The sequence below is a fragment of the Gilliamella sp. Choc5-1 genome (assembly GCF_001690595.1).
Lineage (GTDB): Bacteria > Pseudomonadota > Gammaproteobacteria > Enterobacterales > Orbaceae > Gilliamella > Gilliamella apicola_M.
Genome location: NZ_LZHH01000028.1, coordinates 89,077 through 108,487, shown reverse-complemented (window position 1 = coordinate 108,487; position 19,411 = coordinate 89,077). Strand labels below are relative to the sequence as shown.

17 protein-coding genes and 1 riboswitch are annotated in these 19,411 nt (G+C 37.7%); of the genes, 11 read left to right on the top strand and 6 right to left on the bottom strand.

The features are described from left to right. Nucleotides 1-544, top strand: a 544-nt coding sequence (locus tag A9G35_RS02720; protein ID WP_141673745.1) for an integrase core domain-containing protein, incomplete at its 5' end; no start/stop codon positions are given. A gap of 85 nt (nt 545-629) precedes the next feature. Here A9G35_RS02720 and clpB read toward each other — a convergent pair. Next, nucleotides 630-3,203, bottom strand: coding sequence for an ATP-dependent chaperone ClpB (gene clpB / locus A9G35_RS02715; protein ID WP_065635569.1), 2,574 nt, complete (start codon nt 3,201-3,203; stop codon nt 630-632). Nucleotides 3,204-3,490: 287 nt separating this feature from the next. Then, nucleotides 3,491-3,536: riboswitch (PreQ1 riboswitch) on the top strand. Between the two features lie 3 nt (nt 3,537-3,539). Between clpB and queD the strand changes: the two genes are divergently transcribed. Together queD and A9G35_RS02705 are read left to right on the top strand one after the other, a co-directional pair. Further along, nucleotides 3,540-3,962: a 6-carboxytetrahydropterin synthase QueD gene (gene queD, locus A9G35_RS02710; protein WP_065635568.1), complete on the top strand. Its 423-nt coding sequence runs from the start codon at nt 3,540-3,542 to the stop codon at nt 3,960-3,962. A 1-nt stretch (nt 3,963) separates the two neighbouring features. Continuing rightward, nucleotides 3,964-4,578 carry a 7-carboxy-7-deazaguanine synthase QueE gene (locus tag A9G35_RS02705; RefSeq protein WP_065635567.1) on the top strand — a complete coding sequence of 205 codons (615 nt, stop codon included), beginning with the start codon at nt 3,964-3,966 and terminating at the stop codon, nt 4,576-4,578. A 68-nt stretch (nt 4,579-4,646) separates the two neighbouring features. Here the strand turns inward: A9G35_RS02705 and pgeF are convergent, their stop codons facing one another. Then, nucleotides 4,647-5,414 carry a peptidoglycan editing factor PgeF gene (gene pgeF, locus A9G35_RS02700; RefSeq protein WP_065635566.1) on the bottom strand — a complete coding sequence of 256 codons (768 nt, stop codon included), beginning with the start codon at nt 5,412-5,414 and terminating at the stop codon, nt 4,647-4,649. A 5-nt stretch (nt 5,415-5,419) separates the two neighbouring features. After that, on the bottom strand, nt 5,420-6,394 hold the full coding sequence (gene rluD / locus A9G35_RS02695) for a 23S rRNA pseudouridine(1911/1915/1917) synthase RluD (RefSeq protein WP_065635565.1): 975 nt from the start codon (nt 6,392-6,394) through the stop codon (nt 5,420-5,422). Between the two features lie 92 nt (nt 6,395-6,486). Here rluD and bamD point away from each other — a divergent pair, with 92 nt between their 5' ends. The 6 genes from bamD (at nt 6,487) to infA (ending at nt 12,817) form a co-directional block, all read left to right on the top strand. Then, the gene (gene bamD / locus A9G35_RS02690; protein ID WP_065635564.1) at nt 6,487-7,281 is read left to right on the top strand and encodes an outer membrane protein assembly factor BamD; all 795 of its coding nucleotides are present in this window, start codon (nt 6,487-6,489) and stop codon (nt 7,279-7,281) included. 321 nt (nt 7,282-7,602) lie between these two features. Then, complete coding sequence (gene leuS / locus A9G35_RS02685; RefSeq protein WP_065635563.1) at nt 7,603-10,185, top strand: leucine--tRNA ligase; 2,583 nt, start codon at nt 7,603-7,605, stop codon at nt 10,183-10,185. A 35-nt stretch (nt 10,186-10,220) separates the two neighbouring features. Beyond that, nucleotides 10,221-10,712 (top strand): LPS assembly lipoprotein LptE, encoded by a 492-nt coding sequence (lptE, locus tag A9G35_RS02680; protein ID WP_065635562.1) that lies wholly within the window; start codon nt 10,221-10,223, stop codon nt 10,710-10,712. 7 nt (nt 10,713-10,719) lie between these two features. Beyond that, nucleotides 10,720-11,724, top strand: a complete 1,005-nt coding sequence (gene holA, locus A9G35_RS02675) for a DNA polymerase III subunit delta (protein WP_065635561.1) — start codon at nt 10,720-10,722, stop codon at nt 11,722-11,724. Next, nucleotides 11,718-12,371 carry a nicotinate-nucleotide adenylyltransferase gene (gene nadD / locus A9G35_RS02670; RefSeq protein WP_065635560.1) on the top strand — a complete coding sequence of 218 codons (654 nt, stop codon included), beginning with the start codon at nt 11,718-11,720 and terminating at the stop codon, nt 12,369-12,371. The genes holA and nadD overlap by 7 nt, the downstream gene beginning before the upstream one ends. Nucleotides 12,372-12,598: 227 nt before the next feature. Beyond that, the gene (infA, locus tag A9G35_RS02665; RefSeq protein ID WP_025315083.1) at nt 12,599-12,817 is read left to right on the top strand and encodes a translation initiation factor IF-1; all 219 of its coding nucleotides are present in this window, start codon (nt 12,599-12,601) and stop codon (nt 12,815-12,817) included. A gap of 118 nt (nt 12,818-12,935) precedes the next feature. Here the strand turns inward: infA and A9G35_RS02660 are convergent, their stop codons facing one another. Continuing rightward, nucleotides 12,936-14,378: an amino acid permease gene (locus A9G35_RS02660; RefSeq protein ID WP_065635559.1), complete on the bottom strand. Its 1,443-nt coding sequence runs from the start codon at nt 14,376-14,378 to the stop codon at nt 12,936-12,938. Between the two features lie 209 nt (nt 14,379-14,587). Beyond that, a complete protein-coding gene (locus A9G35_RS02655) occupies nt 14,588-14,854 on the bottom strand; it encodes a YkgJ family cysteine cluster protein (protein ID WP_065635558.1) in 267 nt (88 codons plus the stop codon). Nucleotides 14,855-14,970: 116 nt separating this feature from the next. On the opposite strand from A9G35_RS02655, the gene efpL reads away from it, so the two are divergent. Beyond that, nucleotides 14,971-15,543 (top strand): elongation factor P-like protein EfpL, encoded by a 573-nt coding sequence (gene efpL, locus A9G35_RS02650; RefSeq protein WP_065635557.1) that lies wholly within the window; start codon nt 14,971-14,973, stop codon nt 15,541-15,543. Nucleotides 15,544-15,557: 14 nt separating this feature from the next. Then, nucleotides 15,558-16,454: a tRNA 2-thiocytidine(32) synthetase TtcA gene (ttcA, locus tag A9G35_RS02645; protein WP_065635556.1), complete on the top strand. Its 897-nt coding sequence runs from the start codon at nt 15,558-15,560 to the stop codon at nt 16,452-16,454. Nucleotides 16,455-16,508: 54 nt separating this feature from the next. Here the strand turns inward: ttcA and glnE are convergent, their stop codons facing one another. Continuing rightward, complete coding sequence (gene glnE / locus A9G35_RS02640) at nt 16,509-19,352, bottom strand: bifunctional [glutamate--ammonia ligase]-adenylyl-L-tyrosine phosphorylase/[glutamate--ammonia-ligase] adenylyltransferase (RefSeq protein ID WP_065635555.1); 2,844 nt, start codon at nt 19,350-19,352, stop codon at nt 16,509-16,511. Between the last annotated feature and the right edge of the window lie 59 nt (nt 19,353-19,411).

Sequence of the window (19,411 nt, the reverse complement as noted above, 5' to 3'; positions counted from 1 at the left end):
CTATTCCAGACTCGCTTTTGCTAAAGTCTATACCGAGAAAAACAGTCTGATTGCTGCCGATATGCTCAATGATAAAGTCCTTCCTTTCTTTGACAGCGAACAAGTGCCGCTGTTACGCATTCTTACCGACCGAGGGACGGAATATAATGGCCATAAGGAGAGCCATGCTTATGAGCTTTATCTTAATCTAGAAGATATTGAACACACCAAGACCAAAGCCTACAGCCCACAAACTAACGGTATTTGTGAGCGATTCCATAAGACGATGAAAACAGAATGTTATGATATTTTATTTCGGCGTAAGATTTACACGCAATTGAGTGAAATACAAAACGATATTGAGCAATGGCTTGAATTTTACAATCGAGAAAGAACGCATTCAGGAAAATATTGTTATGGGAAGACACCATGGCAAACATGGAATGATGCAAAGGGCTTGGTTAAGGAAAAGCAATTGGAGAATTTATTTTGCTCATCGGACACGCATTTTGTTAAAATGAAAGCCGATGAGCAATATGTGTCTGTCAGATCAAGTTTGAGCTAATACATAAAAAATAAACCCCGAATTATATCGAGGTTTGTCATCAATCTGAAACCAACCATTTAGGTCGGTTTGTTGTTTTGGTGTGTTATTGCTGTTTCGCTTCGATATTGTCGCCCACTAAATCCAGATGGATGGCTTTACCTGGAATTAATTTGCCTGACAATATTTGTTGTGCTAATGGATTTTCGATCTCTTGTTGTATTGCGCGTTTTAGTGGTCTTGCACCATAAATTGGGTCAAAGCCCACTTTGGCAAGATGTTCTAACGCCGCATCTGAAATATCCATTTGGTAACCACGTTCATCTAAACGTTTTTCAACGTGTGCTAATTGAATTTTGGCAATCGCTTTGATGTTTTCTTGTCCAAGTGGGTGGAATACGACAGTTTCATCAATTCGATTGATAAATTCTGGTCTAAAGTGTTTAGCTACAACGGTCATAACCAATGCTTTCATTTCGTTATAACTTAGATCAACTTGACCTTGAATTAGGTCAGATCCTAGGTTTGATGTCATGATGATAACTGTGTTACGAAAATCAACGGTGCGACCTTGCCCGTCGGTTAAGCGTCCGTCGTCTAACACCTGTAGTAGGATATTAAACACATCAGGGTGCGCTTTTTCAACTTCGTCAAGTAAAACGACCGAATAAGGACGACGTCTTACCGCTTCGGTTAAGTAACCCCCTTCTTCATAACCCACATAACCCGGAGGCGCACCGATTAAACGTGCAACTGAGTGTTTTTCCATAAATTCAGACATATCAATACGCACCATGGCGTCTTCGCTGTCAAACATGAAGTTAGCAAGCGATTTGCATAGTTCGGTTTTACCCACACCCGTTGGTCCTAAAAATAGGAATGATCCAATCGGTTTGTTCGGGTCTGATAGCCCTGCACGGCTACGTCGAATCGCATTGGCAACCGCAATAACCGCTTCTTGTTGCCCTATAACACGTTTGTGTAGCGCATCTTCCATATGTAATAATTTTTCTTTTTCGCTTTCAAGCATTCTTGAAACCGGAATGCCTGTTGCTTTTGATAGCACTTCGGCAATTTCGTTATCGGTCACTTTGTTACGCAATAACTTTATGGTTTTGCCTTCTAACTGCGTTGCCGAGGCGAGTTTCTTTTCAAGCTCTGGTATTTTGCCGTATTGTAATTCGGACATTTTACTGAGATCGCCTGCTCGGCGCGCTTGTTCTATTTCAGTGCGTGCTTTTTCTAATTCGGCTTTAATGTTTTGAGTACCTGAAACAGCAGCCTTTTCAGATTTCCATTCTTCTTCGAGCGATGCGTACTGTTTTTCCTTTTCTGTAAGCTCTTCATTTAACATTTCAAGACGTTTTTTACTGGCTTCATCTGATTCTTTTTTGAGTGCTTGTTGTTCCAATTTGAGTTGGATGATACGTCTTTCAAGGCGATCTAAAGATTCAGGTTTAGAGTCCATTTGCATACGAATGCTTGATGCGGCTTCGTCAATAAGGTCTATCGCTTTATCTGGTAGCATACGATCTGAGATATATCGATGCGACAAAGTTGCCGCCGCTACGATCGCAGGATCGGTAATTTGTACATGGTGGTGCAATTCGTAGCGTTCTTTTAATCCGCGTAAAATAGCAATCGTGTCTTCTACTGTTGGTTCAGCAACGTAGACTTTTTGAAAGCGACGTTCTAACGCAGGATCTTTTTCAATATATTGGCGATATTCGTCAAGTGTGGTTGCCCCAACGCAGTGTAATTCACCACGCGCTAATGCTGGCTTTAACATGTTACCTGCATCCATTGCGCCGTCGCTTTTACCTGCACCGACCATGGTGTGGATTTCGTCAATAAATAGGATGATGCGCCCTTCTTCTTTGGCTAAATCTTTAAGTACCGCTTTTAAGCGTTCTTCAAATTCACCACGGTATTTTGCACCCGCAATTAATGCGCCCATGTCTAACGATAAAACACGTTTGTTACGCAAACCTTCGGGCACTTCGCGGTTGACAATGCGTTGCGCAAGCCCTTCAACAATGGCGGTTTTACCTACACCCGGTTCACCAATAAGTACAGGGTTGTTTTTGGTTCGGCGTTGTAATACTTGAATGGTACGACGAATTTCTTCATCACGACCAATTACAGGATCTAACTTACCTTGCTCTGCACGTTCAGTTAAGTCAATGGTGTATTTTTTAAGTGCGCCTCGTTGATCTTCGGCATTAGGATCGTTCACGTTATCGCTCCCTCTTACTTGGTTGACTGCTTGGCTAAATTTGTCTTTATTGATGCCTGATTTTTTAAGGATATCGCCTAGGCTGCCTTTGTCTTCTAAAGCGGCAAGTATAAAGAGTTCTGACGAGATATAGCTATCGCCATTTTTTTGCGCTAATTTGTCACACAAATTTAAGACACGAATAAATTCTTGTGATGGCAATACATCAGCCCCGACACCTTGAACTTGTGGTAATCGGTCAATCGCTTGTGTTAGTTCTTGCTGTAAAATAGCCGCATTAGCGCCCGCTGCATTCAATAATGGCGCAACGCTGCTACCTTCTTGGTTGAGCATGGCTGTTAGGACATGCACTGGCTCGATATATTGATTGTCTTTACCTAATGCTAGCGATTGTGCATCAGCTAAAGCTTGTTGAAATTTGTTGGTAAGTTTATCTAACCTCATAGTTTAATCTCCTGAGCAATAGATTTGGTGTAAATGCTTAATACATTTATACCATTTGCATTGATCACTAAATGAGTGTGGAAGAATAATTTTCAAGATCGGGTGAAGAATATTTTTATAAAATTTGTACAACAAAATCATTTACTAGTTTAGGCTTAATCAATGCTAAAATAAAGGTGGTAGTAAGAATAATTATAGTCAATAAATATCATTTAATTAACCAGTGAAAATGACAAATTGCCGTTTATCGATTATAGTAGCGCTCCCTTTTTATTTTGTTAGATTATCTAACCGTGGTTCGTAACCCATCCCACGCAAAAAAACTAGGAATACAACATGTTCAAAATAGCCAAAGAATTTCAATTTGATGCTTGTCATATGTTAGACGGGCATAATAAGAAATGTCACAATCTGCACGGTCATACTTACCGTTTATTAGTCGAAGTCAGCGGTGATCTTATTGATAGCGGTTCAAGCCAAGATATGGTCATGGATTATGCCGATTTAAAGCAAATCGTTAAACAGTATATTGTTGATTCTCTCGACCATGCTTATCTTTATAATCAAAATAATCCTAATGAGTGCCGTATTGCGTCTTTACTGCAAGAAATGGATCGCAAGATTTTTGCCTTTCCTTGCCGAACAACGGCCGAAGGGATGAGTCAGTTTATTTTCGATCATCTGTCGCAATATTTGCCTGTTTCGATGATCAAATTGTGGGAAACCCCCACCTCGTATTGCGAATATCGTCGGAGTTAATATGGTTGAGTTTCGTATTGTTGAAATCTTCGAATCTTTACAGGGCGAAGGTTATAATACTGGCATGCCTGCGGTTTTTATCCGTTTTGCTGGGTGCAATTTGAATTGTACTTGGTGTGATACTAATTTTCGTCAGTTTACTCGCTTTTCGTTGGCGGAACTGCTTGGCAAAGTGAGCAAATATAAAACTAAAAATATCATAATTACCGGTGGCGAGCCAACCATGGTTAAAGCGTTACCTGAATTGCTTTTGTCACTTAAAAAAGCGGGGTATTTTATCGCCATTGAAAGTAATGGGCTTGGTAAGGTCGATCCGTTAGTTGATTACATTGCAATTAGCCCTAAATTTTGCTACCAATCACGCTACCAAAAAATACCCCAACCTTCCGCCAATGAGGTGCGCATTGTTGCCGAAAATCACCCCGATTTTATCGATTTTTGCCAATATATCGAAACTCATATTCAAGCCAAACACTATTATCTATCGCCTTGTGAAAAAGATGGTGCGTTTAATATGTTTGAAACGATAAAGTTGTTAGGAAAAATCAACCAAAATCGACTGGATAATAAATGGTTTTTGAGTGTGCAAAGCCATAAGTTTGCCAATATAGAATAAAAATCCAATACTTTAAAAAACAAAAAATATCGTTAATACTTAATAGGTAAGATTAACAAAATTAATTTTTATTCGAACCAAATCATTGATGCCATTCTACCGGTCTTATTTTCTCGACGGTATGAAAAAAACGTGTCTTGTTCGGTATAAGTACAAAAATCACCGCCAAAAATCTTAGTTATCCCCATTGCTTGTAAGCGTTGTTTCGCAATTAAGTAAAGATCGGCTAGGTATTTTTGTTCTATAGGGTTAATTAATTTAAAGGCAGTTTTTGCGTTGCGGTCAATGTTTTCAAATTGTTCCTTAACTTCAATACCAACTTCGAACTTTTTGGCACTGATTGCTGGCCCAAGCCATGCAATGATATTTGACGGTGACGAGGCAAATTTTTTGACGGTTTCTTCCAATATTCCGTTACATAATCCTCGCCATCCTGCATGCGCTGCCGCAACTTCGTCACCTTCGGTTGTACAAAATAAGACAGGCAGGCAATCGGCTGTAAGTACAACGCTCACTTGTTTGGGTTGATTAGTATACGATCCGTCGGCTTCTGCCGTTTGGTTAGGAATGTTACCTGTTGCCGTTTTTAAAGGATTTTGCGATATGTCTAACACTATGGTGCTGTGGGTTTGTGTTAACCAATAAGGTTCACTTGGTATTTGTTCTGCCTGTATAACACGTTGGCGATTTTGGGCTACATGCATTAAATTATCGTCTATTCGACTTCCCATATTTAAGCTTGTAAATGGTGTCATGCTAACACCGCCTATTCGTGTTGTGGTCAAGGCATGGACGTTCTTCGGAGCTGTCCAATATGGGTAAATCGATTTTATCATGTTGGTTACCAATCTAGTTCGTCTTTGTGTTGTTCGGTATCTTCTTGCAAGGCTTGAATTAGCGTTTGCATATCTTGCGGTATTGGTGCGTTCCATTGCATAAGTTCGCCTGTAATAGGGTGATACAAACGTAACATGGTGGCATGCAATGCTTGGCGATCAAAATCGCGTAAGGTTTGAATAAACGATTCGCTTGCACCTTTAGGAGGCCTTGGGCGTCCACCATAAAGTGGATCGCCAATTAATGGGTGAGCAATATGCGCCATATGTACACGAATTTGGTGAGTTCGACCCGTTTCTAAGCGCAAGCGCAAGCGAGTATGTAGGCGGTACTTTTCCATCACTCTGTAATGTGTTACAGCAGGTTTTCCTGTCGGAAATACCGCCATATGAGTGCGTTTGGTTGGGTGACGGGTGATTGGTTGATCAACCGTGCCTCCTGCAGTGATAATGCCCATGGCGACAGCTTCATATTCCCGTGTAATTTCACGATGTTGAAGCGCATCAACTAAATGGGTCTGAGCATTAATGGTTTTGGCAACAACCATTAAGCCTGTGGTGTCTTTATCGAGTCGATGAACAATACCTGCTCGCGGCACGCGTGCTATGTCAGGATAATAATGCAATAAGGCATTTAATACCGTGCCATCAGGATTACCAGCACCAGGATGCACAACTAAATCACGAGGTTTATTAATCACTAAAATGTCATCATCCTCGTAAACAATATCAAGCTTTATATCTTCGGGTTGGTGATAAGTTTCTTCTTCAATTTCAGCATTGATTGTGATTTTTTCACCACCTAATACTCTTTCTTTAGGTTTGTTGACAATAACATCATTAACAATGACTTTATTATTAACAATCCAATCTTTTATTCTTGATCGTGAATAATCAGGAAAAAGCGCCGATAAAGCTTGATCTAAGCGCATCCCTAATTGGGTTTGTTCAATTTCGGTTGATAATTTTAACTTATGCATGTGTAATTTATCTATTTTAAGCTGTTATGTTTTAGAGTATTATATACCAATCATCGCCTTTAATGTTTAATTATATTTGGATTGAAAACTGAATGAAATTACGTTTACACTCTTTGTTAGCAATTGTTTTAAGTGGCTTGCTAATTGGCTGTACGTCTTCCAAACCCGATGTTGAAAATGTACCGGAAATAGAGCTTTATAATAAAGCAAAATCAGATCTTGAAAATGGGAATATTAAATCCAGTATTGCTGTATTAGAGGCTATGGACAAGAACTATCCATTTGGTCCTTATTCACAACAAGTACAACTTGATTTGATTTATGCTTATTATAAGTCAGCCGATTTACCATTAGCGATTGCATCAATTGACCGTTTTTTAAAGTTGAATCCAACACATCAAAATATTGATTGGGTTATTTATATGCGTGGTATTTCAAATATGGCGCAAGATGATAACATGATTCAAGGTTGGTTTAACGTTGATCGTTCAGACCGCGATGCTGATTATGCAGCTGCTGCATTTAAAGATTTTACTTATTTAGTATCAAGTTTTCCAAGCAGTCAATATACGGCCGATGCGCAAAAACGCCTTGTATTTTTGAAAAACAGGTTAGCGCGCTATCAGTTAAAAATAGCTCAGTTTTATACTAAACGTGGTGCCTATGTAGCGGTAATTAATCGTGTCACTGACATGCTATCGATGTTTCCTGATACCGATTCAACTAAAGAGGCATTGCTGTTAATGCGTAATGCTTATAACCAGTTAGGTTTAGTTAACGAAACACAAAAAGTCGATCAGCTAATTCAAGCCAATATTGAGAACATGCCAAAACAAGAACAAAAATCATTTTTATCACGCTTTACTAGTGTTTTTAATGGCGGTTAGACTGTTTTAAATTTAGACTCCAATCATTATTCTACATAACATTAATTGCTATTTACGTTTGATTAAATAGCAATTATTTTTGTTACGTTTCTTTTTATTTTTCAACTTAATCCCTTATTATTTTTTTATTGATTCAATATCAACAACCAATGTTACTTGATAACTGACAATTTTTATACCTGAAATTGGTTGTGTTTATTTAAATTAATTATGGCAAGAAATCAATATTGTGATTCACATATCGTTTGTAAAACGTGTCAATAAACAATACAATTAGCAGCATATTTTTATTAGCAATAATAGATAGGACATTAACTCGTCATGCAAGAACAATACCGCCCAGATGAAATTGAAGCCACTGTACAAAAACACTGGCAAGAAAATAAAACCTTTCACGTTACTGAAGATCCATCAAAAGAAAAATATTACTGCTTATCGATGCTGCCTTACCCTTCTGGGCGTTTGCATCTTGGTCATGTGCGTAACTATACTATCGGCGATACCATTTCACGTTATCAGCGTTTAAATGGTAAAAATGTACTGCAACCAATTGGTTGGGATGCGTTTGGTTTGCCGGCTGAAGGTGCTGCAGTTAAAAACAATACTGCACCTGCAAAATGGACCTATGAAAATATTGCTTATATGAAAAAGCAATTACAACTGTTAGGTTTTGGTTATGATTGGGATCGTGAAGTGACAACGTGTCGCCCAGAATATTATAAATGGGAACAGTGGTTCTTTACTAAGTTGTATGAAAAGGGCTTAGTGTATAAAAAAACCTCTGCCGTTAACTGGTGTCCTAACGACCAAACGGTTCTTGCTAACGAACAAGTCGTTGAAGGTTGCTGTTGGCGTTGTAGCACGCCAGTTGAGCGCAAAGAGATCCCTCAATGGTTTATTAAAATTACAGATTATGCCGAAGAATTGCTGAACGATTTAGATACATTAGAAAGCTGGCCTGAACAAGTTAAAACCATGCAACGTAACTGGATTGGGCGTTCTGAAGGCGTTGAGTTTGATTTTGCTGTTGAAAATTATGCTGATAAGTTACGCGTCTATACCACTCGCCCTGATACATTAATGGGCGTTAGCTTTGTGTCAGTTGCCGCAGAGCACCCTCTTGCACAATTAGCCGCAAAAAACGATCCTAAAATTGCCGAATTCGTTGCCGAATGTAAAAATACCAAAACCGCCGAAGCGGATATGGCAACGATGGAAAAGAAAGGTATTGCGACAGGATTTTATGCAATTCACCCTTTAACAAATAAAAAGGTGCCTGTTTGGATCGCTAACTTTGTGTTAATTGAATATGGCACAGGTGCAGTAATGGCAGTGCCGGGGCATGATGAGCGTGATTATGAATTTGCTTCAAAATATAACTTACCAATTAATCCTGTTATTTTAACACAAGACGGTAATGCGCCCGATCTTTCACAGCAAGCTTATACTGAACACGGAAAATTATTTAATTCCGGCGAATTTGACGGCCTTGATTTTGAGCAGGCCTTTAATGCCGTTGCCGATAAATTAATTGCACTAGGTATTGGCCAGCGTAAAGTAAATTACCGTTTACGCGATTGGGGCGTTTCACGTCAGCGTTATTGGGGTGCGCCAATTCCAATGGTAACGCTTGAAGATGGCACAACTATGCCAACACCAGAAGATCAGTTGCCAGTTATTTTGCCAGAAGATGTTGAAATGAACGGCATAACAAGTCCAATTAAAGCTGATCCTAATTGGGCAAAAACAACCGTGAACGGTCAACCTGCTTTGCGTGAAACGGATACTTTTGATACCTTTATGGAGTCATCTTGGTATTATGCCCGTTACACTTGTCCAAATTATGATAAAGGTATGCTAGATGAAAAAGCAGCAAACTATTGGTTACCTGTTGACCAGTATGTTGGTGGTATTGAACATGCCATTATGCATTTACTTTATTTTAGGTTTTTCCATAAATTAATGCGTGATTTTGGTTTGGTATCGGCAGACGAACCAGCAAAACGTTTACTATGCCAAGGTATGGTGTTAGCCGATGCATTTTATTACACCAGCCCAACCAATGAGCGTATTTGGGTGTCACCAACTGAAGTTACCATTGAACGCGATGACAAAGGTCGAATAGCTAAAGCTGTCGATAGTCATGGCAATGAGCTAGTTCATGCTGGTATGACAAAGATGTCAAAATCCAAAAATAATGGTATTGATCCGCAAGAAATGGTTGAAAAATATGGTGCCGATACCGTTCGATTATTTATGATGTTTGCATCTCCTGCTGAGATGACACTAGAATGGCAAGAATCTGGCGTTGAGGGTGCTAACCGATTTATTAAACGTGTGTGGCGTTTAGTGTATGAACATGCGCAAAAAGGTCAAACGACTAAACTCAATGTTACAACTTTGGTTAGTGAACAAAAAGCGTTACGCCGTGAATTACATAAAACGATTGCGAAAGTAAGTGATGATATTGGTCGTCGCCAAACGTTTAATACCGCTATTGCCGCTGTCATGGAGTTTATGAACCGCTTACAAAAAGCACCACAAGAAACCGAGCAAGATCGCGCCCTAATGAACGAGGCATTAAATGCAATTGTTCGCTTGCTTTACCCAATAATGCCGCACGCTTGTTTTGTGATGTGGCAAGCTTTAGGTCATAACGAATCGATTGATGATACCTCTTGGCCTGTTGCTGATGAGGCAGCGATGATCGAGGATGAAAAACTCATTGTTGTACAAATTAACGGTAAAGTCCGTGGCAAATTTACAGTGCCTGCGAATGCGGATCAAGATTTTGTTATGTCACAAGCAAAACAAGAGGCGAATATTCAAAAATACTTGAGCGATGTTGTTATCCGTAAAGTAATTTACGTTCCAGGCAAGCTATTAAATCTGGTTGTTGGTTAATATTGTTTGATAACTAAATTTAGGCGGTTATAGATATGAAAAAGTATTTAGCTTTATTGATGTTATTGGCAATATCCTTAACAGGATGTGGATTTCATTTACAGCATGAGGCAGAAGTTCCTGCGCGTTTTAAGACGATGTCTTATGTAAGTTATGATCCTTATGGACGCCTATCTCGTGAAATGAAAGAGATATTACATGATAACAAAGTTACACTAACGAATAACGCAACTGAAAAAATACCATCGTTAAGGATGTTAAGCGAAAACCTAAGCCGTAACACTATCTCGATTTATCAAGATGGTAAAGCAGCCGAATATCAATTAGTATTAACGGTTGAAGCACAAGTTATTATTGCAGGTCAACAGACTTATCCAATAAATGTACGCATTTTTAGAACGTTTTTTGATAATCCTGCTGAAGCATTAGCAAAAACAGTTGAACAAAATTCAATCGAAAATGAGATGTTTAAACAAGCGGCTAAGCAAATTATTCGTAAATTAAAATCAATTGATGCAGTAAATTAACGTTGTCATGATTAAAATTAATGCGGATCAAATTAGCCATAAATTAGGATCGCCCTATTATTTAATTTTAGGTAGTGATCCTTATTTACAAAATTACGTCCAAACTGAGTTACGAAAAGCCTTTACTCATGCTGGCTTTGATGAGCAACTGACGTTTGTGGTTGATAATCAAACTGACTGGACAGCCATTTTAGATAGCTGCCAAGCAATGAATCTGTTTTCTAACAATACATTGATTTTGCTTGATTTTGGTGATGGTGCACTAAATGCAGGTATTAGTACCAAACTTAATACGTTAAGTGAGATTTTAACACCAGATATTGCGCTGATAATTACACTTAATAAAATTACAAAATCACAAGAAAACGCAACTTGGTATAAAACGCTATCAGATAAATTAGTCGTCGTTAATTGTGCCACACCCGATACTTTGCAATTACCACAATGGATTAAAAGCTATTTGCAGCAACAACAAATAACCATTGAACCAAAAGCAATTGAGTTACTTTGTTACTATTATGAAGGAAATTTGCTAGCATTAACGCAAGTTATTGCACAATTAAAGTTGTTGTACCCAGACCAAAACATTTCTTATGATAAAGTTGAAAGCAATATTAACGATTCGGCTATATTTACCCCTTATCATTGGATAGATGCAATGGTTGCTCATAAAGTCAAACGGGCAACTCATGTTCTGCAGCAATTAAAAATGAATGAATTTGAACCTTTAATTTTATTGCGGATTATTCAGCGAGAGTTAATATTATTAATTAACTTAAAAAAAGGCTTGCAACAAAAATCATTCAAGCAAATCTTTGATGAGTATAAAGTTTGGCAAAATAAAAGAACAATTTATACAAGCTATTTAAATCGTTGCGATCTGACAAGCTTGTTTAATTCACTGGCAAAATTGACTGAAATCGAAATCAGTCTAAAGCATGATAACCAAGTGCGAATATGGGATGCTATATTTAGTTTATCCATGCAATTTATGGGTTTAGATAAATGTTAACTGCGTTATTAGGTGGAACTTTTGATCCAATCCATTATGGACACCTTCGTCCTGCTATTTCATTAGCGAATGAAGTTGATTTAAAGCAAATTCGTTTGTTGCCTAATCATATTCCCCCGCATAAACCGCAACCCGAAGCAAATACTGAGCAACGTTTAGCAATGTTGGCATTAGCTATTGAAGATTTGCCTTTATTTGCATTAGATGTAAGCGAAATCTTGCCCGAAACATCAACTCGCCCATCTTATACAGTTGAAACCCTACAAGCATGGCGATGCAAAAATGGTAACCAAAAGCCACTGGCGTTTATTATGGGACAAGATTCACTACTAGGATTGCCAACTTGGCATAAATGGCAAACGTTACTTGATTATTGTCATTTGCTAATTTGTCGAAGACCTGGTTATTCAACCCAAACCGATAATACAAAACTGCAACAATGGATTGATACGCATCAAACCAACGATGTAAAAGATTTACATAATTCACCAAATGGTTATATCTATTTGGCACATACACCACTTGAGGATATTTCGGCTACAGAAATCAGACAAAATATCAACAATGCACAAAATTGTAAAAATTTGCTACCACCTAAAGTTTGGCAATATATTCATACACAAGGGCTTTATGGTACGAAAAAGTAGAAAGGACTTTACATCTGACAGTTTTTTCGGCATTATTTTGCCGCTGTGTTTATATATTTTAAATTCGGTTTTTTGTGTTTATATTTAACTTTGCTAAATCATCGAATAACACACTAATAAGATGGTATAAAAGCATCATTCTTGTTTTGCTATTGTGTGCTTAAGCGTGTTAAGGTAGATGAGTCAGTTAAATATATTTAATTTGTATTTATTATTAAGAGGCCCCAATGGCAAAAGAAGATAACATTGAAATGCAAGGTACCATACTTGATACACTTCCAAACACGATGTTCCGTGTTGAACTTGAAAATGGTCATGTCGTTACTGCACATATTTCTGGTAAGATGCGAAAAAACTATATTCGTATTTTAACAGGCGATAAAGTTACTGTTGAAATGACACCTTACGATCTATCTAAAGCACGCATCATCTTCCGTAGTCGCTAATATCGTTATCAAAATAAACGAGTTTAGGTTATATAACGGTTTATTTTTCTCTTTTTTAATAAAAAATCCGTCGACTTTAGTCGACGGAAAGATAAGGAATTTAGGCTATAAGAGTGAATTAGTCTTCTGTAGAAAAGTCCATCTGTTCATATTTAACCCATTTTGTCTTTTTCACAATTTTGTAGCCAAAATAAATCATCAAAAATAGTGGTATGCCAATATAGGTAGCTATTACGCCATTCCAGTCAATGGTATCTTGTAAAAAAGCTTCGTAATTTTGCCCAAGAGTAATAATTAAGCATAATACAAAGGCAAAAATAGGGCCAAATGGAAAAAAACTTGAACGATATGGTAATTGATTAACATTATTACCTTGCATTATATAGCCCTTTCTAAAACGATAATGGCTGATAGCAATACCAAGCCAAGCAATAAATCCCGTCATGCCTGACATATTTAGTAACCATAAATAGACTTCTTGATCTTTGTACATAGAAGTTAAAAAACAAAGCATCGCTACAAATGTTGTTGCCAATAACGCTACGCGTGGCACGCCCGAAGATGACAATTTAGCAAAGATTTTAGGCGCTTTACCTTCTTTGGCAAGTGCATAAAGCATACGCGTTGAAGCATAAAGTCCTGAGTTACCTGCTGATAAGACTGAAGTTAAAATAACCGCGTTCATAAATGCCGCCGCTGACAATAATCCTGCATTTTGGAACACCAAAGTAAATGGACTAACACTAATATCAGTTTCATCATTGCGTAGTAAATTAGGATCTGTATAAGGAATGATCAAGCTGATAACTAAAATCGCAAAAATATAAAATAACAGTATTCGCCAAAATACTTGCCGCATAGCTTTAGGTATGTTTTTTTCTGGATCTTTTGATTCACCCGCGGCAATACCAATTAATTCGGTACCTTGAAATGAAAATCCAACCACCATTGCTACGCCAATCATTGCTGAAAATCCACCAGCAAAAGGCGCCTCTTTGATGGTCCAATTTTGCCAACCTGCCCCTTCGGCACCATGAAAAATGCCAATAATCATTAATAAACCAACCACAATAAAAATTATAACCGTGACAACTTTAATTAATGAAAACCAAAATTCAGCTTCACCAAAGCCTTTAACTGAAATATAGTTTAAACAAAAGATGATACTTAAAAACAATAAACTCCATAACCAGCTATAAGGACCAGCATCAAACCAATAAGAGATAACTAGCTGAGCGGCAACTAGGTCAACCGCAACGGTAATTGCCCAGTTATACCAATAATTCCAACCGATTGCAAAACCAAAGGCTTCATCAACATAACGTGCGCCATAAGTGGCAAACGTGCCTGAAACAGGTAAATAAGCGGCTAGTTCACCCAAACTAGTCATTAAAAAATATACCATTACACCAATAATAGCGTACGAAAGTAAAGCTCCCCCAGGACCTGCCTGTGCAACTGTTGCACCAGATGCAACAAATAGCCCCGTACCGATTGAGCCGCCAATAGCAATCATTGCTAAATGACGTGCTTTTAAATCTCGTTTTAATTTATTTTTCATAATTATTTCTTCTGCCTAAAGGAATTAAGCTTGATAATAAATCAGTCAATTATTTGATATGTTTATAAAGCAATTAATGACCAAAAATCGAACTTAAAATTATTGATATTTATCATTTTCTAATAAAGTGGAAGAAGTTTATCAAAAAAAATATAGTGCGAGATAAATAATTCTAATAATTGAATTGATTTGTTAAATTTAAGCAATATCTAGCCTTTAGTTAACTGTTCTAATTGAGTTAAATAATTCAATGCTTGCGCTTGATTATTGCCACACATCTCAATGCAGGGTTTTAAATGACCGCATACAGTTGGTCTTGATGGATGCAAAAATAATTTGCATTGATAATTATTATCTAAATGAATACAAGCCACACCTGCTGGCTTCCCTTTAGGCATACCTGGGATAGGTGATGATATTGAAGGAGCAATACAACAAGCGCCGCAGTTTTTTCGACATATTACTAAATCTGCCATAATATTTCTTTTATTTTAGAGATAACCGATAAATTTTGATGGTGACAATAGCAAGTTAGCGGTAAAATAGCGAGCTAATTTTTTAACCTCTTTATTAATTGTGAAGAATAAATATTATGGCTAAAGCAAATGAAATAAAACGTGGCGATGCCGTCACTTATAATGGCAAATTATTATTAGTTAAAGACATCGATGTGCAAAGCCCAAGCGCACGGGGCGCTAGTACGCTTTATAAAATGCGTTTTACCGATGTCAAAAATGATGGCAAAGTGGAAGAACGCTTTAAGGGCGATGACATTCTCGATACCATTGAACTATCACGCCGTCCTGTTAGCTTTTCGTATATTGATGGCGACGAATACGTGTTTATGGATAACGAAGACTACACACCATTTATCTTCAAAAAAGAACAAATTGAAGAAGAACTTTTATTTATTCCTGAAGGTGGAATGGATGGAATACAAGTGTTAATGGCTGATGATGAAGTTATTGCATTAGAACTACCACAAACCGTTGATCTAGAAATTATTGAAACTTCGCCAAGTATTAAAGGCGCTTCAGCAAGCGCACGAACTAAGCCTGCCACCTTATCAACAGGGCTTGTTATTCAGGTTCCTGAATATATTGATAACCACGAAAAAGTCAAAGTTCATATTGCTGAACGTCGTTACATGAGCCGTGCCGAATAACCAATAAAATTGTGATGAATACATATAATCAAAATAAACTACATAAACGATTGCGTCGCTTAACTGGCGAGGCAATCGCTGACTTTAATATGATCGAAGAAGGCGATCGTATTATGGTTTGCTTGTCTGGCGGTAAAGATAGTTACACTTTGCTTGATATTCTTATCAACTTAAAAATCAGTGCGCCAGTAAATTTTGATCTAATAGCGGTTAATTTAGATCAAAAACAACCAGGATTTCCTGAACATGTATTGCCTGAATATCTAAATTCATTAGGCATTGAATATAAAATCGTGCAAGAAAACACCTACGGCATTGTCAAAGATAAAATTCCTGAAGGTAAAACAACTTGCTCGCTTTGCTCACGACTACGCCGTGGTATTTTATACCGCACAGCCACCGAACTTGGCGCAACTAAAATAGCCCTTGGACATCATCGTGATGATATTTTAGAAACGCTCTTTTTAAACATGTTTTATGGTGGCAAACTCAAAGCAATGCCACCTAAATTAATGAATGATTCGGGCGAACATATCATTATACGACCACTGGCTTATTGTAAAGAAAAGGACATCGCTAAATATGCCGAAATTAAGCAATTTCCAATAATTCCGTGTAACCTTTGTGGCTCGCAACCAAACTTACAAAGGCAAGTGATTAAAGAGATGCTAAATGAATGGGATAAAAAATTCCCAGGTCGAATTGAGACCATGTTCCGTGCCACACAAAACATTACCCTATCCCATCTTTGTGATACCAATTTGTTCGATTTCAAAGGAATTCAAAAAGGTGATCTTGCCGTGAATGGTGGCGATATTGCTTTTGACCGTGAAGATATCAAACCGATAGTAGGCTTTGATAGTTCAGATCTTGAAGATCAAGATTTGATTTTATGGAAAGAAGTTAAATAATTAAGCCAGTTGAAATATTAAAAACGCCGTTCTAGTCGGCGTTTTTTAATACTATTATTTCAGCCACTTTTGCCAACTTTGATTAACTATTTCTGTTTCTTGCTTAAACTGCACACTATCCACCGTACTTGGTAATAATTGCAACGCAAGTTGATGGGTTTTATTACGCATATCAATATAAGCTTGCGTTAGTTGCTGTGCTTCGTGACTATCGATAATTTGATATTTTGTTGCTAGCTCTAAAATACGAACATTATCACTCCATTTTGTCATTTGAGGATGCTGGTAAGCATAATTAAGCACCAAATATTGTGATAAAAATTCAATATCACCAATTCCACCCTCATCAATTTTTAAATTGAATGAGTTATCTTGAGTGCTACCTAAATGTGAGCGCATTTTTTCACGCATTTCACGCACTTCTTTTTTTAATACAACTTCATCACGCTTTTTACAAAGTACATTATGGCGAATTTGATTAAAACGATCGATTAATTCGACTTCACCATATACAGCTCTGGCTCGTACTAAAGCTTGATGTTCCCATGTCCACGCTTCATTTTTTTGGTAATCTTCGAACGCATCTAAACTACAAGCAAGAAGCCCTGCATCACCTTGAGGGCGAAGTCTTACATCAACTTCATATAAAATACCAAAGCTAGTGCGTACATTAAATAAATGAATAATACGTTGTACAAGGCGCAAATAAAATTGACGGCTATCGATCTGCTTGTCACCATCGGTGACGCTATTAACAGGACAATCATGTAAAAAAACCAGATCGAGATCCGAACCATAACCCAGTTCCCAACCACCTAATTTACCATAGCCAATTACCACCAAACCTTTATGATTATCAGCCAAATGCTCAGGCTTACCATAGCGAGCAATCATTTGATTCCATGCCATTTGTACAACAAAATCTAATAAAGCTTCGGCTACATAAGTTAGATGATCACTCACTTTCATAGTAGTTAACACATGCTCAACATCGGCTGCGGCAATATGCAGTAATTGCATTTGTTTAAATTGACGTAAAGCTTCAAGTTGTTGTTCTTCATCATCCACTTCAATACGCAATAAATATTGATAAAGCTGACTTTTATATTCATTTGGGGCAACAGTCTGATAAAGCGAATTGATATCAATAAGCTCATCTAACAATATAGGATAATGAGCTAGCTGATCACTAATCATTGGTGAAGCACTACATAAGCGAATTAATTGCTTCAAAGCGGTTGGATATTCAAGTAACAGTTCTAAATAAGTGGTACGACTAACAATATTAACAAGTAACGGCAAAATTCTTGATAGCACGATTGTTAGTTGCTTTTCATTACAGATAGATTCTAATAAGCGTGGCATTAATTGATCGAGTATTTCACGCCCCCGCACACCAATTGTACGTTTACCAATATCATCACGAAATTGTATTAGCATTTGATGGATCTGTGCGATTTGTGTTTCTGAATAATTGGGTAACACTGCGCTGACATCACTAATTTGGAGATCTGGCACCCAAAGATCATCAAATTGATCATTATAAGACTTGGTTGTTAAAGTAGATTCTGATTCGTTTTCGCCAATAAGTTCATTAAAAATTTGGCGATTATGTTGCATTCGTACTGATAACGCTTGTTCAAAATCATGCCAATGATTAAAGCCCATGCTTGTTGCTAAACGAACTTGATCCAGTGCATTATCTGGCAAGGTTTGGGTCTGTTCGTCAGCAATAGCTTGTAGAAGGTTTTCACAACGGCGTAAAAATAGGTAATTTTCTCGTAATAACGATACCTCACTCGGTGCAAGTAGCGATTCTTGTTCAATCACATTAAGCGCATTTAATAGCGAACGAGTTTGCAATCCCACTACTCGTCCACCACGAATAAGCTGAAAAACTTGCACAATAAACTCTATTTCACGAATCCCACCGGCACCAAGCTTAATGTTATTTTTTAAACCACGGCGACGCACTTCGCGTTCAATCATGCTTTTCATATTACGCAATGATTGTAAAACACTAAAATCAATATAGCGACGATAAACAAAAGGCTTCAACATTTGATACAGTTCGCCTACATAAGGAGCATGCTGATCACCAAGAACTTTGGCTTTAACCATAGCATAGCGTTCCCAATCTCGACCTTGCTCTTGATAGTAATCTTCCATAGAAGAAAAGCTCAAAACTAAAGGCCCCCCATCGCCAAGCGGACGCAAACGCATATCCACCCGATACACAAAGCCATCTTCAGTAATTTGATCGAGCGCTTTAATTAAGCGTTGACCTAATCGAGTAAAAAAGACAGCATTATCTAATTCTCGACGGCTACCTTTTGTTTGCCCATGCTCTGGATAAGTAAAAATCAAATCAATATCGGACGAAAAGTTCAGTTCCCCACCGCCCAATTTGCCCATACCTAAAATCAACAGTGGCTGAGCCTGACCTTGATCATTACAAGGTGTTCCCCACTCTTTGCAACTAAGCTCATAAAGCCAATTACGAGCTGTAACAATAATCACCTCGGCCAATTCGGTCAATTGCAATAAAATCTGCTCATCATGACTTATTTTCGCCAATTGTGACCACTCAAGGCGCACTAACATAAAATGCCGAAACAGCCTAAGCGTTTTCATAAAAATAGCTTCATCGGTCACATCTATTAATTGCGCATCTAACCAAGATTGATAAAATTGCCGTTCATCGGCTTGCGGTGGATTTTGTATTATGTCGGCAAACCAATTAGGGAATCGACAAAACGCATCAACCAAAAAGTCACTCTGCAGCAAAATATCAAGGTGAGCTTGCACTTGAGCCAGATTACATCGGTCAAGTTGAAGGGCGACTTTTTGTTTTTGTTGTTCAAGCAAAGAAGAAAAAGACGAGTTAAATTCTGACATAAGCAAGCTCTCTTAGAATTCATTCACAATAATAAAAATCAGTGCTAGTTAACAAATAA